Origin of the sequence: Corynebacterium confusum, from assembly GCF_030408715.1 — a bacterium.
GTDB classification, from domain to species: domain Bacteria; phylum Actinomycetota; class Actinomycetes; order Mycobacteriales; family Mycobacteriaceae; genus Corynebacterium; species Corynebacterium confusum.
The window spans coordinates 1,353,466-1,369,853 of sequence record NZ_CP047202.1; the positions used below are offsets into that span (position 1 = coordinate 1,353,466).

General features: G+C 66.7%; 13 protein-coding genes. 5 read left to right on the forward strand and 8 right to left on the reverse strand.

Going from position 1 to position 16,388, the window contains the following annotated elements; all coding sequences use genetic code 11:
* Positions 1-234: 234 nt before the first annotated feature.
* The 5 genes from tkt to pgl all read left to right on the forward strand — a co-directional run bounded on the left by tkt (position 235) and on the right by pgl (position 6,896).
* A complete protein-coding gene (tkt, locus tag CCONF_RS06330; protein WP_290226308.1) occupies positions 235-2,310 on the forward strand; it encodes a transketolase in 2,076 nt (691 codons plus the stop codon).
* Between the two features lie 56 nt (positions 2,311-2,366).
* Positions 2,367-3,464, forward strand: coding sequence for a transaldolase (gene tal, locus CCONF_RS06335; protein ID WP_290221845.1), 1,098 nt, complete (start codon positions 2,367-2,369; stop codon positions 3,462-3,464).
* A 162-nt stretch (positions 3,465-3,626) separates the two neighbouring features.
* Positions 3,627-5,159, forward strand: a complete 1,533-nt coding sequence (zwf, locus tag CCONF_RS06340) for a glucose-6-phosphate dehydrogenase (protein ID WP_290221847.1) — start codon at positions 3,627-3,629, stop codon at positions 5,157-5,159.
* A gap of 27 nt (positions 5,160-5,186) precedes the next feature.
* Positions 5,187-6,119 carry a glucose-6-phosphate dehydrogenase assembly protein OpcA gene (locus CCONF_RS06345; protein WP_290221848.1) on the forward strand — a complete coding sequence of 311 codons (933 nt, stop codon included), beginning with the start codon at positions 5,187-5,189 and terminating at the stop codon, positions 6,117-6,119.
* Between the two features lie 18 nt (positions 6,120-6,137).
* Positions 6,138-6,896, forward strand: coding sequence for a 6-phosphogluconolactonase (gene pgl / locus CCONF_RS06350; RefSeq protein ID WP_290221850.1), 759 nt, complete (start codon positions 6,138-6,140; stop codon positions 6,894-6,896).
* A 116-nt stretch (positions 6,897-7,012) separates the two neighbouring features.
* Here pgl and secG read toward each other — a convergent pair whose 3' ends face one another.
* The 8 genes from secG to uvrC form a co-directional block, all read right to left on the reverse strand.
* On the reverse strand, positions 7,013-7,246 hold the full coding sequence (gene secG, locus CCONF_RS06355) for a preprotein translocase subunit SecG (RefSeq protein ID WP_070768004.1): 234 nt from the start codon (positions 7,244-7,246) through the stop codon (positions 7,013-7,015).
* Positions 7,247-7,430: 184 nt separating this feature from the next.
* Positions 7,431-8,213 (reverse strand): triose-phosphate isomerase, encoded by a 783-nt coding sequence (gene tpiA, locus CCONF_RS06360; RefSeq protein WP_290221854.1) that lies wholly within the window; start codon positions 8,211-8,213, stop codon positions 7,431-7,433.
* A gap of 68 nt (positions 8,214-8,281) precedes the next feature.
* The gene (locus CCONF_RS06365) at positions 8,282-9,499 is read right to left on the reverse strand and encodes a phosphoglycerate kinase (protein WP_290221857.1); all 1,218 of its coding nucleotides are present in this window, start codon (positions 9,497-9,499) and stop codon (positions 8,282-8,284) included.
* Positions 9,500-9,631: 132 nt separating this feature from the next.
* The gene (gene gap, locus CCONF_RS06370; RefSeq protein WP_290221859.1) at positions 9,632-10,639 is read right to left on the reverse strand and encodes a type I glyceraldehyde-3-phosphate dehydrogenase; all 1,008 of its coding nucleotides are present in this window, start codon (positions 10,637-10,639) and stop codon (positions 9,632-9,634) included.
* A 355-nt stretch (positions 10,640-10,994) separates the two neighbouring features.
* On the reverse strand, positions 10,995-12,023 hold the full coding sequence (gene whiA / locus CCONF_RS06375; RefSeq protein WP_290221861.1) for a DNA-binding protein WhiA: 1,029 nt from the start codon (positions 12,021-12,023) through the stop codon (positions 10,995-10,997).
* Positions 12,024-12,141: 118 nt separating this feature from the next.
* Positions 12,142-13,125 carry a gluconeogenesis factor YvcK family protein gene (locus CCONF_RS06380; RefSeq protein WP_290221863.1) on the reverse strand — a complete coding sequence of 328 codons (984 nt, stop codon included), beginning with the start codon at positions 13,123-13,125 and terminating at the stop codon, positions 12,142-12,144.
* 272 nt (positions 13,126-13,397) lie between these two features.
* Positions 13,398-14,270, reverse strand: coding sequence for an RNase adapter RapZ (rapZ, locus tag CCONF_RS06385; protein WP_290221865.1), 873 nt, complete (start codon positions 14,268-14,270; stop codon positions 13,398-13,400).
* 47 nt (positions 14,271-14,317) lie between these two features.
* Positions 14,318-16,384: an excinuclease ABC subunit UvrC gene (gene uvrC, locus CCONF_RS06390; protein WP_290221867.1), complete on the reverse strand. Its 2,067-nt coding sequence runs from the start codon at positions 16,382-16,384 to the stop codon at positions 14,318-14,320.
* Positions 16,385-16,388: the final 4 nt, after the last annotated feature.

Below are 16,388 nucleotides of genomic sequence, written 5' to 3' on the forward strand. Positions count from 1 at the left end.
GTGACCCCTGTTCAGGGCGAGCACGCACCGCTCCCGTGCGGCGCCCCACCGCCGGGCCGGTCACTGTCGGCAAGCACAATTCGCCCCCGCCTTCGGTAGATGCGCCCGGAGGTGCTCCCTTGGGGACGCAAAGTTCACTAGACTGAGGGAGGAATTTTCTAAGCATTTAAGACACCGAGCTAGTAAGGACCATTTACCGTGTCGGAAATTACCTTGTCGCCTGAGCTGCAGGCCATGACCGAGCGCCGCTACCCCGAGGATTGGACCGACCGCGACACCCGCGCGGTCGACACCATCCGCGTGCTTGCCGCCGACGCCGTACAGAACTGCGGGTCCGGGCACCCGGGTACCGCGATGTCGCTCGCGCCGCTGGCCTACACGCTGTACCAGCGGATCCTCAACCACGATCCGCAGGATAAGGACTGGGCCGGCCGCGACCGCTTCGTCTTGTCCGTGGGCCACTCCTCCCTTACCCAGTACATCCAGCTCTTCCTGGGCGGTTTCGGCCTGGAGATGGACGATCTGAAGGCCCTGCGCACCTGGGGTTCGCGCACCCCGGGCCACCCGGAGGTTCACCACACCGACGGCGTCGAAATCACCACCGGCCCGCTGGGCCAAGGCCTGGCTTCGTCGGTGGGCATGGCCATGGCCGCCCGCAAGGAGCGCGGGCTGTTCGACCCGGAGGCTCCCGCCGGTGAGTCCCCCTTCGATCACTTCGTCTACGTCATCGCTTCCGACGGCGACCTGCAGGAGGGTGTGACCTCCGAGGCCTCTTCCCTGGCGGGCACGCAGCAGCTGGGCAACCTGATCGTCTTCTGGGACGACAACCGCATCTCCATCGAGGACGACACCAACATCGCCTTCAACGAGGACGTCGTCGCCCGCTACGAGGCTTACGGCTGGCACGTCCAGACCGTCGATTCCGGCGAGGACGTCGTGGCCATCGAGAAGGCGGCGCGCGAGGCCCAGAAGGTCACCGACAAGCCCTCCTTCATCCGCGTCAAGACCGTCATCGGCTACCCAGCGCCGAACAAGATGAACACCGGCGGCGCCCACGGCGCCGCCCTGGGCGACGACGAGGTCGCCGCCACCAAGGAGATCCTGGGCTTCGACCCGCAGGAGACCTTCCACATCGACGCCGACGTGCTCGAGCACACCCGCGGGCTGGTCGAGCGCGGCGCGCAGGCCCACGCGGGCTGGCAGCAGCGCTTCGACGCCTGGGCGGAAAAGAACCCGGAGGCCAAGCAGCTCTTCGACCGGATGCAGGCCCGCCAGCTGCCGGAGGACTTCGCGGCCGAGCTGCCGACCTGGTCTACCGAGGACAAGCCGCTGGCTACCCGCAAGGCCTCGGAGGCGACCATCCAGGCGCTGGCCGCTGCCCTGCCGGAGATGTGGGGCGGCTCGGCCGACCTGGCCGGTTCCAACAACACCGTGATCAAGGGCGCGGATTCCTTCGGCCCGACCGCCATCACCACCGACGCCTGGTCCGCCCAGCCTTACGGCCGCAACCTCCACTTCGGCATCCGCGAGCACGCGATGTCAGCGATCATGAACGGCATCGCCCTGCACGGCAACACGCGCGTCTACGGCGGCACCTTCCTGATCTTCTCCGAGTACCAATTCCCGGCCATCCGCCTGGGCGCCCTGATGTCCACGGATACCTACTACGTCTGGACCCACGACTCCATCGGCCTGGGCGAGGACGGCCCGACCCACCAGCCGGTCGAGACCCTGGCCGCCCTGCGCGCGGTGCCGAACCTGGCGGTGATCCGCCCGGCGGACGCGAACGAGACCGCCCAGGCCTGGGCCGCCGCCCTGGAGCGACCGGCCGCCCCGAAGGGCCTGTCGCTGACCCGCCAGAATCTGCCCATCCTGGAGGGCACCGCGGAAAAGGCCGCCGAGGGCGTGCGCCGCGGCGCCTACACCCTGGTCGAGGCCACCAGCGGCGAACCTGATGTCATCCTGATTGCCACCGGCTCCGAGGTCCAATACGCCGTCGAGGCCGCCAAGGTGCTCGAGGAGCAGTCCGTGCCCACCCGCGTGGTCTCCGCCCCGTGCCTCGAGTGGTTCGAGGAGCAGGACGCCGAATACCACGAGCAGGTGCTGCCGGCCAAGGTCCGGGCCCGCGTGTCCGTGGAGGCCGCGGTAGCACAGCCGTGGCACAAGTACACCGGCACCTTCGGCCGCAACATCTCCCTCGAGCACTACGGTGCTTCCGCCCCGGCGGAGGAGCTCTTCGAGAAGTTCGGCTTCACCGCCCAGGCCGTCGTAGAGGCTGCTCAGCAGTCCCTGGCCGCCGCCCGCGCGTAGTTTTTACCCGCCCGACCGAGCTACCTAACCCGAGATTTTCCTTAAGGAGAACGCACATGAACAACGTTGACAAGCTCGCCCAGATGGGCACCTCGACGTGGCTGGATGATCTGTCCCGCCAGCGTCTGCAGTCCGGTAACCTCCGCGAACTCATCGACACCAAGAGCGTGGTCGGGGTGACGACCAACCCGACCATCTTCGCCAAGGCCATGTCCCAAGGCACGGCCTACGATGCCGACATCGCCAAGCTCAAGGAGCAGGGCGCGGCCGTGGACGAGGCCGTCTACAGCCTGGCCATCGACGACGTGCGCGCCGCCTGCGACGAGCTGCACGACGTCTTCGTCGACAGCAACGGCGAGGACGGCCGCGTGTCCATCGAGGTCGACCCGCGTATCTCCGACGACGCCGAGGCCACCTTGAACCAGGCCCGCGACCTGTGGAAGCAGGTCGATCGCCCCAACGCGATGATTAAGATCCCGGCGACCGACGGCTCGCTGGAGGCCATCGAGGATGCGTTGGCGGAGGGCATCTGCGTCAACGTGACCCTGATTTTCTCCCTGAAGCGCTACGTCAAGGTCGTCGACCGCTACAAGGAGGGCATCCGCCGCGCGGAGGCCGCCGGCCTGGACGTGACTAAGATCTTCTCGGTCGCCTCTATCTTCATCTCCCGCATCGACACCGAGGTCGACAAGCGCCTAGAGGAAATCGGTACGCCTGAGGCGCTACAGCTGCGCGGCCAGGTCGGCCTGGCCGAGGCCAAGCTCTGCTACGGCTTCTTCGAGTCGGCCTTCCTCCACCCGGAGCACCTCCCCGCCCCGGATCCGCTGCCGGCCGGCGCGAACTTCCAGCGCCCGCTGTGGGCTTCTACCGGCGTGAAGAACCCGGAGTACCCGGCCACCCTGTACGTAACCGAGCTGGCCGGCCCGGAGACCGTCAACACCATGCCGGAGGCCACCCTGGACGCGTTCCTGGACACGGACGTGCGCCTGGGCGACGCCCTGACCGGCATGCTGGAGACCGCCAACAGCACCTGCGGGCGCGCGGCCCAACTGGTCTCCCTCGAGGAGGTCTACGAGCAACTCGAGCAGGAGGGCGTCGACAAGTTCGTGGCCTCCTGGAACGAGCTGCTGGAGACCATGTCCGCGAAGCTCTAAGGACTGTCCTCCGCCCGCCTGAAGGTCGGCGTTGTGTCCCCCCTCAAGCCGCGATTCGCAGCGCACCGCCGAAGTAAACCGGCGGTGCGCTCCTCGCTACAATGGGTAACCGCAACCTTAAAATAAATATTGTCTTCTTAATCTCCGGCGAAAGGATTTCCCGTGTCAGACCCCAGTTCTTGGGACAACCCGTTAAGGGATGAAAGAGACAAACGCCTACCCCGCATTGCTGGCCCCTCCGGCATGGTCATCTTCGGCGTTACCGGCGATCTGGCACGGAAAAAGCTCCTGCCGGCCATCTACGACCTGGCCAACCGCGGCCTCCTGCCGGCCGGCTTCACCCTGGTCGGCTACGGCCGCCGCGACTGGGACAAGCAGGCGTTCGCCGACTACGTCCTTAAAGCCGTCCAAGCCGGGGCCCGCACCGAATTCCGCGAGCACGTCTGGCAGCACCTGGCTCAGGGCGTCGAGTTCGTCACGGGCGGTTTCGACGACGCCGGCTTCGACAAGCTCTCGGCCCGCCTGAGCGAGCTGGATACCGCCCGCGGTAACGGTGGAAACTGGGCCTATTACCTGTCCGTCCCGCCGGAGTTTTTCTCTAGCATCTGCCACCAGCTCGAGCGCGTCGGCATGGCTAACAGCTCCGACAACACGTGGCGCCGGGTCATCATCGAAAAGCCCTTCGGCCACGACCAGAAGTCGGCCCGGGAGCTCAACGAGGTCGTCAACGCGGTCTTCCCGGAGCAGTCGGTCTTCCGTATCGACCACTACCTGGGCAAGGAAACGGTCCAGAACATCATGGCCCTGCGCTTCGCCAACCAAATCTTTGAGCCGATGTGGAACGCCCACTACATCGACCACGTTCAGATCACCATGGCCGAGGACATCGGGCTGGGCGGCCGCGCCGGCTACTACGACGGCATCGGCGCCGCCCGCGACGTCATCCAGAACCACCTGCTGCAGCTGCTGGCGCTAGTGGCCATGGAGGAGCCCTCCTCCTTCGAGCCGGAGGCCCTGCAGGCCGAGAAGACCAAGGTGCTGCGCGCCACGACGCCGGTGCACCCGCTGAACAAGACCACCGCCCGCGGCCAGTACACCGCCGGCTGGCAGGGCTCGGAATACGTCAAGGGCCTGCGCGAGGAGGAAGGCTTCGACCCGGAGTCGACGACGGAGACCTACGCGGCCTGCACGCTGGAGGTCAACTCCCGCCGCTGGGGCGGCGTGCCGTTCTACCTGCGCACCGGCAAGCGCCTGGGGCGCCGCGTGACCGAGATTGCCTTGGTCTTCAAGCACGCCCCGCACCAGCCCTTCCAGAACGGCCAGGCGGATGCGCTGGGCCAGAACGCCGTGGTGATCCGCGTCCAGCCAGACGAGGGCGTGACCATGCGCTTTGGTTCCAAGGTGCCGGGCTCCACGATGGAGGTCCGCGACGTGAACATGGACTTCGCCTACGCCGAGGCTTTTACCGAGGAATCCCCGGAGGCCTACGAGCGGCTCATCCTCGACGCGCTGCTGGACGAGTCCTCGCTCTTCCCCACCAACGAGGAAGTCGAGCTGTCCTGGGCGATCCTGGACCCCATCCTCGATTACTGGGCCGAGGCAGGCCGCCCGGACGAGTACCCGGCCGGCACCTGGGGCCCGGAGTCCGCCGACAAGATGCTGCGCCGCCGGGGTCACTCCTGGCGCCGTCCTTAAGAGTTCGAGCGAAAAGAGACATTTGCCATGATTATCCCCTTGCCAGATACCACCACGCGCGACATCTCCAAGAAGCTGGTCGAGGCCCAGGAGCACTACACGCTGACCACCGGCCGTGTGCTGACCTTGATTGTCTCCGCATACCAGGGCGATGACATCAACGTCATCCTCGACTCTATCCGGGACGCCTCCCACGAGCATCCGGCCCGCGTGCTGGTTGTCATCTCCGAGGACCCGGCGGCCGAAACCAGCCTGGACGCCGAGCTGCGCGTCGGCGGCGAGGCCGGCGCCTCCGAGATCGTCATCATGCGCCTGCACGGCGAGCTCGCTCACCAGGCTGAGGCCGTCGTCACCCCGCTGCTGCTGCCCGATACCCCGATCGTGGCCTGGTGGCCGACGCGGTACCCGGACTCGCCGGCCGAAGCCCCCATCGGCAGCCTGGCGCAGCGCCGCATCACCGATATCGCCTATTCGGACAGCCCCACCCCGCAGATGCTCCAGCAGCTCTCCGACGGCTACCAGCCGGGCGATTCCGACATGTCCTGGGCAATGATCACCCTGTGGCGCGGCATCGTGGCTTCCGCCCTGGACCGTCTGCCGCACGAGCCAGTCGGCTCCGTGACCATCTCCGGGCCCCAGTCGCACCCGGCCGTGGATCTGGCCGCCGGCTGGCTGGCCGACCGCCTGGGCGTGGCCGTGCGCCGCGCCGCGGACGACCCGAGTCTGCACCACCACTTCCCCATCTCCAAGCTCATCTTCCACCGGGATTCCGGGGACATCAGCCTGACGGTGGTCGACCACGGCAGCGTCGAGCTGTCCGTGCCGAACTCGCCCACCTCGCTGGTGGCGCTGAGCGTGCGTTCCCAAGCCGAGGTGCTCGCCGAGGAGCTACGCCACTTGGACACCGATCAGATTTTCGCCAACGCTCTGCGCGCCCTGCCGCGCGTGAGCTACGTCTAGAAAGGAAGGCTCGCGCAGATGGTCGATATTCACCGCGTTTCGGACAAGGCTGCCCTCACCGAGCAGGCCGCACTCGATTTCATCGATCTGGTCGCCGCCTGCCAAGCGCCCGGCGGCGGACGCCACGGCGACGGGGTCGCCCGCGTGGTGCTGACCGGCGGCAGCGCCGGCATCGGGATGCTCGAGCAGCTACGCCGCTTCGCCGACGCCGCGCAGGCCCAAGGCGAGGATTTCCCGGCCTTGCAGGTGGACTGGTCCCGCGTGCACGTCTTCTTCGGCGACGAGCGCAACATGGCCATCGATGATCCCGAGTCCAACGAGGGCCAGGCCCGCGCCGCCCTGCTCGATCACGTCGACATCCCGGATTCCCACATCCACGGCTACGGCTTGGGCGAGGCCGACCTTGAGCAGGCCGCCGCGGATTACGCCGCGGTGCTAAACGAGTACGCCCCTGGCGGTTTCGACCTCCACCTTTTGGGCATGGGTGGTGAGGGCCATATCAACTCGCTTTTCCCCCACACCCCGGCGGTGCGGGAGCAGGAAAGCCTGGTGGTCGCAGTGACCGATTCCCCCAAGCCCCCGGCCGAGCGCGCCAGCCTGACCCTGCCGGCCATCCGCCGAGCTGAGCAGGTCTGGCTGCTGGTCAGCGGTCAGGAAAAGGCCGAGGCCGCCCAGCACGTCATCGACCGAGCGGACGCCCTCGAGTGGCCGGCCGCCGGCGCCCAGGGCGAGCGCGCCACCCGCCTCTACCTGGCCGACGACGCCGCCGCGCAGTAGCCAGGAAAGCCAGGAACTACCGCCAAAAGCACCGCCTAACTGGGGATACCAGCTAGGCGGTGCTTTTTATCTGCGCGGCGTGTGCGGCGGCGCGGAAGCGCCCCGCGGACCGCGGTTTAGCTGTAGGCAGTGATCAGGTTCAGGCCGATCACGCAGCCGAGCCAGATGATGACCAGCACGACGGTCACGCGGTCCAGGTTCTTTTCCACGACGGTGGAACCAGACAGGTTAGACTGCACCCCGCCGCCGAACAGGCTAGAAAGGCCGCCGCCCTTGCCCTTGTGGAGCAGGACGAACACAGACATCAAGACTGCTGCGATAACCAGGATGATCTGCAATGCCAGGGTCATTAAAATTCCTTGCTTCTCGAAGAGGCCGAAAGGTCTGGGCGCCGGCCAGCAGGCGCGGTCGATGCGCGGCACGCTCCAGCGCTTTATGTACTCCGGCTAGTCTACACCACCTGCCACCATGGCAGTAGTAGCGCCCCGCCGAAGCCCCGGCACCGCAGAGGCGGCCCCGGGGCGGGTGGGTGTATTAGTTGACGGCGTTGCCGGCGTTGGCCACCAGCTTGGCGAAGTCCTCGCCCACCAGGGAGGCGCCGCCGACCAAGCCGCCGTCCACGTCCGGCTGGCTGACCAGCTCGGCCGCGGAGTCGATCTTCATGCTACCGCCGTAGAGGATGCGCATCTCCTGCGCGGTCTCCTCGCCGGCCAGCTCACCCAGCACGCCGCGGATGGCGGCGCAGACTTCTTGCGCGTCGGCGGCGGAGGCAACCTTGCCGGTTCCGATAGCCCAAACCGGCTCGTAGGCCACGACGACCTTGGCCAGCTGCTCCTTGTCCAGGCCGGTCAGCGAGTTGCGCGTCTGGTTGACCACGAAGTCCACGTGGGTGCCGGCCTCACGCACGTCGAGCGGCTCGCCCACGCAGACGATCGGACTAATGCCCTGGCTCAGTGCCGCCGCGGCCTTCTGCGCCACGGTCTCGTCCGTCTCGTAGTGGTATTGGCGCCGCTCGGAGTGGCCGACTATAGCCCAGCTAGCCCCCAGCTTGGACAGCATGTGGGCGGAGACCTCGCCGGTGAAGGCGCCGGACTCATGGCGAGAGACGTCCTGCGCGCCGTAGGTGATCTTCAGCTTGTCCCCGTCGACCAGGGTCTGGATGGTGCGCAGATCCGTGAACGGCACGAGGAAGGCCACGTCCGCCTCCTCGTAGTATTCCTTCGGCAAGGAGAAGGCGAATTTCTGCACCGAACCGATGGCCTCAATGTGGTCGAGGTTCATCTTCCAGTTGCCCGCGATAAGCGGTTTACGTGCCATGACGTGGTGGTCCTTTCTTAGGGGTTTAAACGGAGGCTGCCCGCGCGGTCACGCGGGGCGTGCGCAAGCTAGGCTTCGAGGACGGAAACGCCCGGCAGTTCCTTGCCTTCCAGGAACTCCAGCGAGGCGCCGCCGCCGGTGGAGATGTGGCTGAAGCCGTCCTCGTCCAGGCCCAGAGCGCGCACAGAGGCCGCGGAGTCGCCGCCGCCGACCACGGTGAAGGACCCGTTGGCCTTGGTGGCGTCGATGATGGCCTGGGCCACGCCGGCGGTGCCGCGGGAGAAGGCCTCCATCTCGAAAACGCCCATCGGGCCGTTCCAGAACACAGTCTTGGACTCGGCCAGCACGGAGGCGAATTCCTGGACGGTCTTCGGGCCGATGTCCAGGGACATCCAGCCCTCCGGGATCTCGGAGACCGAGGTGGTCTCGTGCTCGGCGTCGGCGGCGAACTCGGTGGCGGAGACCAGGTCGACCGGCAGGACGATCTTGTCGCCGAAGCGCTCGAGCAGGTCGCGGCAGTTGTCAATCTGGCCCTCCTGGAGCAGGGACTTCTGCACGTTGTAGCCCTTGGCCGCGAGCAGGGTGTAGCACATTCCGCCGCCGATGATGATCTTGTCGGCCTTGCCGGCCAGCGCCTCGATGACGCCCAGCTTGTCGGAGACCTTGGCGCCGCCCAGGACGACGACGTAGGGGTGTTCCGGCTCCCTCGCCACGGTGGAAAGTACGTTCAGCTCCTTCTGGACCAGCTTGCCAGCGTAGGCCGGGAGCTTCTTGGCGACGTCGTAGACGGAGGCCTGGGCGCGGTGGACCACGCCGAAGCCATCGGAGACGAAAGCGCCATTGTCGGCGGCCAGGGCGACCAACTCAGCGGCGAAGGCTTCGCGCTCGGCCTCGTCCTTGGAAGTTTCGCGCGGGTCGAAACGGACGTTTTCCAGCAGGACGACGTCGCCGTCGTTCAGGCCGTTGGCGCGCTCGTGGGCGTCCTCGCCGCAGACATCACCAGCCAAGGCGACGTACTGCCCCAGGGCCTCGGACAGGGCCTCCGCGACCGGAGCCAAGGAGTACTTCGGGTTGACCTCGCCCTGCGGGCGGCCCAGGTGGGCGGTCAGGATGATCTTGGCGCCGCCGTCGACCAGCGCGCGGATGGTCGGCAGCGAAGCGGTAATGCGGCCCGGGTCCGTGATGTTTCCTTCGTCGTCCAGCGGGACGTTGAAGTCGGAGCGCACGAGCACGTGGCGGGACTCCACACCCTCGGAAAGCAGTTCGTCCAGCGTCTTGAAAGCCATAGTTTTTCCTACTCCTTTGGCGACAGTTGATGCACCTAAAACAATACCGACCCAACGCGGGCGGCGCCGTCAGATGGGCTGGGCCTGCGGTGGGTCGGTGTCACAGAAACTAGTTCTTAGAGAAACTGTTCCTTAGAGGTTGGCTGCCACCTGGTCGGTCAGGCGCAGCAGCTGGGCGGTGTAGCCCCACTCGTTGTCGTACCAGCCGAGTACCTTGACCAGGTTGCCGTTGGAGACCTTGGTCATGCCGGAGTCGAAGATGCAGCCGTGGCCGTCGGTGACGATGTCGGTGGAGACCAACGGATCCTCGGTGTAGCCCAAAACGTCAGCGAACTCGCCGGTGGACGCTTCCTTGATGGCGGCGTTGACTTCCTCGACGGTGACGTCGCGGGAGGCGGTGAAGGTCAGGTCGGTAGCGGAGCCGGTGATGACCGGAACGCGCATGGCGTAGCCGTCCAGCTTGCCCTCCAGGTTCGGCAGGACCTTAGCCACGGCCTTGGCAGCGCCGGTGGAGGTCGGGACCATGTTGACGGCAGCGGCGCGAGCGCGGCGCAGGTCCTTGTGCGGAGCGTCTTGCAGGCGCTGGTCACCGGTGTAGGCGTGGATGGTGGTCATCAGGCCGCTTTCGATACCGAACTTCTCGTCCAGCACCTTGGCCATCGGAGCCAGGCAGTTGGTGGTGCAGGAGGCAGCGGAGATGATGTGGTGGTTAGCCGGGTCGTATTCCTCGGAGTTGACGCCGTAGACGAAGGTGGCGTCGACCTCCTTGCCCGGGGCGGAGATGATGACCTTCTTGGCACCGGAGTCGATGTGAGCGCGGGCGCTCTCGCCGGTGCGGAACTTGCCGGTGGACTCGATGACGATGTCAACGCCGTGCTCACCCCAGTTGAGATCCTTCGGATCCTTCTCCTCGGTGACGACCACACGCTTGCCATCGACGGTGATGGACTCGTCGTCGTAGGCAATTTCGCCCGGGAAGCGTCCCAGGACGGAGTCGTACTTCAGCAGGTTTGCCAGGGTCTGGTTGTCGGTCAGGTCGTTGACCGCGACGATCTCCAGGTCGTGCTCGCCTTCAACGACTGCGCGGAAGAAGTTGCGGCCAATGCGCCCGAAGCCGTTGATGCCTACGCGGATAGTCACTTGATGTTCTCCTAGAAAATTGGATGTACGTAAGGGTTTACGTCTGGTGGAACTCACCGAGGGCTACGTGGGGTAGTTTGGCTTTTCCTCGACAACTTCCAACAAGACCGATACTACCGGCGCTCGCGCTAGCGCGCACGGGTAACGGAAAGCAAATCAACAAAACCAGACATATTCTCACATCCGGTGACTAATAGTCCTGGACACGGCCACAAAACAGCGCGAATACCTGCAGGTTAAAAGGCGATACCCGGTTAGATCCGCATAGGGCCGAGGGAAAAATAGGGGCGTGATTCTGGGCACAAATCCCCGCTCGGGGCGGATTAAACCACTCCCCCGGTCGCTTCCGAGCGCCCTAGCTGTCCGCGCCGGACTGGTCTTCGCCGTGCCCGGCGCCGTCCGCGTCGAAGAGATCCTCGGTGACCGCCTCGCTGGTCGACGGGATGCCCAGTTCCTCGGCCCGCTTGTCCGCCATGGACAGCAGGCGCCGGATCCGGCCGGCCACCGCGTCCTTGGTCATCGGCGGATCGGCCAGGCGGCCGAGCTCCTCCAGGGAGGCTTCGCGGTGCTGCACGCGCAGCTGACCGGCATCCGCCAGGTGCTCCGGCACGTCGTCGCCCAGGATCTCCATCGCGCGTTCCACGCGGGCCGCCGCGGTCACGGCCGCGCGGGCCGAGCGGCGCAGGTTCGCGTCGTCGAAGTTCTGCAGGCGCTCCCCGCTCATGCGCACCTCGTTGCGCAGGCGCTTCTTTTCCCACTTCAGGCGGGTGACCTGCGCGCCCATGCGGGTCAGCAGCGCACCGATGGCGTCGCCGTCGCGCACGACCACGCGGTCAGCACCGCGGGTCTCCTTGGTCTTGACGGACAGCCCCAGGCGCCGGGCGCAGCCCACCAGGGCCAGAGCGGCCTCCTGGCACGGGCAAACGACTTCGAGCGAGGAGGACCGCCCCGGCTCGGTGAGGGAGCCGGCGGCGAGGAAGGCCCCGCGCCACGCGGCCTCGTTGTCGGCGATGGAGCCGGAAATCACCTGCGGCGGCAGGCCCACCACCGGGTGCCCGGAGCGAGTGATAAGCCCCAGGCGGCGAACCAGGTCGGGGGTACCGTCGGTGATGCGGATGTGGATGCGGGCCCGCTTATGGGCCTGGGCGGCGGTCGGGCCCACCACGTGGCTTCCCACCTTGATCCCGCAAAGCTCGTCGAGGGCCGCGATGACCCGGTCGGCCGTGTCCTGGTCGGGCAGCTGCACCTCGTACATCATGGAGCTGCCCGAGACGGTCAGCTCGCCGGCGAAACGCAAGATGGCCGCCAGCTCTGCTGCCCGCGCGCTAGTGCGGGTGCCGTGCACCGCCGTTAACTCTTTTTTCACCGCGTCGGTAAGAGTCATCTTTTATGCCTTCCTGCCCTTTCTATCCTGCGGTGCCAGCTTCCGGCCCGCAGCACCACACCGGTTGTCGTCAGGTAATCGAAATAGAGATGAAAAATATTAAAGCAGAATGCCTATTCTAGCGTCCGGCCTCGAGGAAGGCGGAATGCATCCGGGAAAGCGCAGCGGACAACTTATCCGGATCGTGGACGCTGGTGGGCTGCCCATTATCGTCCAGCCGGCAGAGGTCCGCATATTCGACCGTGGCGCCTAAGACGCGGGCGGCGCGCTGCAGGTACTCCCGCTCGCTGGGCGCGGTGAGGATCTTCTCCTCCACTAAGATTTTGTCGATCCGCAGGCCCGGGGCGTGCTGCGCCAGGACGTGGAGGTGGCGCTCCGCGGAAAACCCTTGGGTCTCCCCCGGCTCCGCGGACAGGTTGAGCACCACCACGCGCAGGGCATCGGCGGCGCTGATGGTCTCCATCAGGCGCGGGATGACCACGTGCGGCAACACGGAGGAAAACCACGAGCCCGGCCCCAGCGTAATGAGGTCGGCCTGGCCGATGGCCTCCAACACCAGCTCGTTGACCTGCGCGTCCTCGGGGATGATCCGCACGCGGCGGACCTGGCCCGGAGTTGAGGCGACGGCCACCTGGCCGCGGACCGAGCGCACCACGCGTGGGTCCTCGTCGAGGCCCGCGACCTCGGCCTCGATTTCCAGCGGCTCGTTGACCACCGGCAGGACTCGGCCGTGCGACTCGGTCAGCTCCGCGACCTTGTCGAGGGCGGCCTGGCTATCGCCCAAAATCTCGGTCAACCCAGCGATGAGCAGGTTGCCCAGCGCGTGCCCGGCCAGCGCCCCGTGCCCGCCGAAGCGGTGCTGGAGCGTGGTCGCCCAGAAGCGGCCCTCGTCCTCGCCGTCGGACAGCGCCGCCAGCGCCATGCGTAGATCCCCCGGCGGGATGATCGCCAGCTCGCGGCGCAGGCGCCCGGAGGAGCCGCCGTCGTCGGCCACCGTAACGATAGCCGTCACCTTCTTGGCGCCGGTCTTCTGCGCCGCGAGCAAAGTTTGGTACAAGCCATGCCCGCCGCCCAGGCAGGCTACGTGGAAGGGATTAGACATTGGAAAAGATCCCTGCCGCCTTTCTATGGTCTCATCGCCGGTGGCCGCGCCCTCCAGGCCCTAATGCTCAAGGCCCAGGACCGGAAGGTCGTGCAGGCCCTTGCCTAGTACTGGGGCGCGGGGCGCCCGGCCTGCTTCGGACCACCGACTCCGCGGCCGCTGTTCGCCCGCGTTGGTAGTGGGAAAATTCAGTTAGTGGGAATGCTTGTGCTGGGACTTACTGGGGAGCATCGCTGGCTACCAGTGGCTGGGTGGCTCGATGGGCCGGTGGCTTAGTCCCGCTCGATATCTCTGTGCAGCACGCTCACGTCCACCTTGCCCGCCTCGCGGAGGCGGTGGGCTATCTCCTCGGCCACGGCCACGGAGCGGTGGTGCCCGCCGGTGCAGCCGACGCCGACCGTGATGAAGTTCTTGCCTTCGTGGTGGTAGCCGGCCAGCATGGAATCCAACATCGACATAAACCGGTTGATGAACTCCTCCGCACTCGGTTGGGAGAGCACGTAATCAGCCACCGGCGCATCCGTGCCGCGGTAGGGCCGAAGCTCGTGGACCCAGTACGGGTTAGGGAGGAAGCGCACGTCGACGACCAGGTCCGCGTCGCGCGGCGAGCCGTGCTTGAAGCCGAAGGACTCGACGGTGACGTGCTGCTTCTGGCTGCCCAGCGGCCCGAAGGAGGCCTCGATCGCGCGGCGCAGATCGTGGACCGACAGGTTCGTGGTGTCCAGGATGATATCGGCGCGGGCGCGCACGCTCGCGATAGCGTCGCGCTCCCGGCGGATGCCCACCTTGAGGGTGTCCTCGCCCTGCAGCGGGTGGGTGCGCCGGACGGAGTCGAAGCGCCGGATCAGTACGTCGTCCCGGGCATCCATGAACAGCACGGTGGGCTGCATGTCCCGCTCGCGCAGCTGGTCGAAGGTCTCCAGCAAGGAACCGGGGAACATCCGGCTGCGCACGTCGGTGACGACGGCGACCTTGTCCACGGGCGAGTCGTCCTGGGCGCACAGCTCCAACAGCTCCACGATGAGCACCAGGGGCAGGTTGTGCGCGACGAAATAGCCCTTGTCTTCTAGGACCTTGGCCGCCGAGCTCAGCCCGCCGCCGGACATGCCGGTCAGCAGGATGGGAGGGGTGACGAATTGTGCCATGGGGCCATTCTATCTGGTTCGCGGCCGATCCCGGCCCGTCTGGATTCTTAGCGGGCCTGCAGGCCGTCGAAGACGGTCTGGGCTAGCTTCGGGCCAAAGCCCTTGACCTCAGCGATTTCCTCGACGGAGGCCTGCTTGAGCTTCTTGACGGAACCGAAATGATTGACCAGGTCCTTGCGCCGTTGCGGTCCGAGCCCCGGGATGGCATCCAGCACCGACGAGCGCATCCGCGCCGAGCGCTGCTGCCGGTGGTAGGTAATGGCAAAGCGGTGGGCCTCGTCGCGGATCTGCTGCAGCAGGTAGAGCGCCTGCGAGTTGCGCGGCAGGATCACCGGCTCGTCGTCGCCGGGCACCCAGATCTCCTCCAGGCGCTTGGCCAGGCCCACGAGCACGACGTCGTTGATGCCCAGCTCGTCGAAGACCTCATGGGCCGCGGCCACCTGGGGCGTGCCGCCGTCGACGATGAACAGCTGCGGCGGGTAGGCAAAGCGGCGCCCGGCCTCCGCGGATTCCTCCACGATCTGCTCGTCGGAGAAGGTCTGCTCCTCCGACTCCTCGTCCGGGTTGGCCAGCTTGTCCACGTGGTGGCGCTTGAAGCGGCGGCGGGTGACCTCCGCAATCGAGCCGACGTCGTCGGAGCGGCCGTCGCCGGCCGCTTCCTTGATGCGGTAACGCCGGTAGTCCGACTTCCGTGGCAGGCCGTCCTCGAAGACCACGAGGGAGGCCACCACGTCGGTGCCCTGGATGTGGGAGATATCCGTGCACTCGATGCGCAGGGGCGCCTGCTCCATACCCAGGGCTTCCTGGATGTCCTGCAGCGCGGCCGAACGGGCGGTCAGATCGCCCACGCGCTTGAGCTTGTGCTGGCGCAGGGCGTCCTTGGCGTTGCGCGCGACCGTCTCCATCAGGGCGCGCTTGTCCCCGCGTTGCGGCACGCGCAGATCCACCCGGGCCCCGCGCAGCTCCTCCAGCAGCTGCTTGACCTCCGCGTTCTCGGCCGGCGGGCGCTGGACCAGAATTTCCGGAGGGACCACCTTGACCGTGCGCGACTTCGCGTGGGATTCCTGGTCGACGCCGCGGCGCGGCACGCCCAGGTCGATGGCCGCGTCCTCGGCGGCCTCCTGCTTCTCGCGCTCCACGGCGTCGGCATAGAACTGGATGAGGAAGTTCTGGATGAGCGCCGGCAGCGCCGGGTCCTCCTCCCCCTCGACGACCGTCTCTGTGCTGGCCTGGTCCCCGACCTTCTCCACGACCCAGCCGCGCTGGCCGCGGATGCGCCCGTCGCGCACGTGGAAGATCTGCACCGCGGCCTCGAGTTCGTCGGTGTGGAAGGCGATAAGATCGGCGTCCGTGCCGTCGCTGAAGACGACGGCCTGCTGCTCCATGATCTTGTTGATAGCGCCCAGGTCGTCCCGCAGGCGCGCGGCCCGTTCGAATTCCAGGTTGGCCGAGGCTTCTTCCATCTCCTGGGTGAGCTGGCGGGTCACCGGGGCGGTGTTGCCGTTCATGAAGGAGACCAGGCGCTTAACCGTAGCGCGGTGCTCGTCCTCGCTGACGCGGCCGATGCACGGGGCATCGCACTTGCCGATATAGCCCAGCAGGCAGGGTCGGCCGAGCGCCTCGTGGCGGTTGAACACGCCCTTGGTGCAGGTGCGCATGGGGAACACGCGGGTGAGCAGGTCCAGGGTCTCGCGCACGGCCCACGCGTGCGAGTAGGGGCCAAAATAGCGCACGCCCTTGCGCCGCGGACCGCGGTAGAAAAACGCACGGGGGAAGCGCTCGCCCACCGAAACCGCGAGCATCGGGTAGGTCTTGTCATCGCGGTACATGACGTTGAACCGCGGGTCGAAGCGCTTAATCCAGGTGTATTCGAGCTGGAGCGCTTCCACCTCGCTGGCCACCACGGTCCATTCCACCGACGCCGCGGTCAGCACCATCTGGCGGGTGCGCGGGTGCAGCTGCGTGATGTCCTGGAAGTAGTTGGACAGCCGGGCCCGCAGGTTCTTCGCCTTGCCCACGTAGACGACGCGGCGATTTTCGTCTCGGAACTTATAGACCCCCGGTTCCGTGGGGATGGTTCCGGGGGCCGGCCGATAGGTAGTTGGATCAGCCACAGCG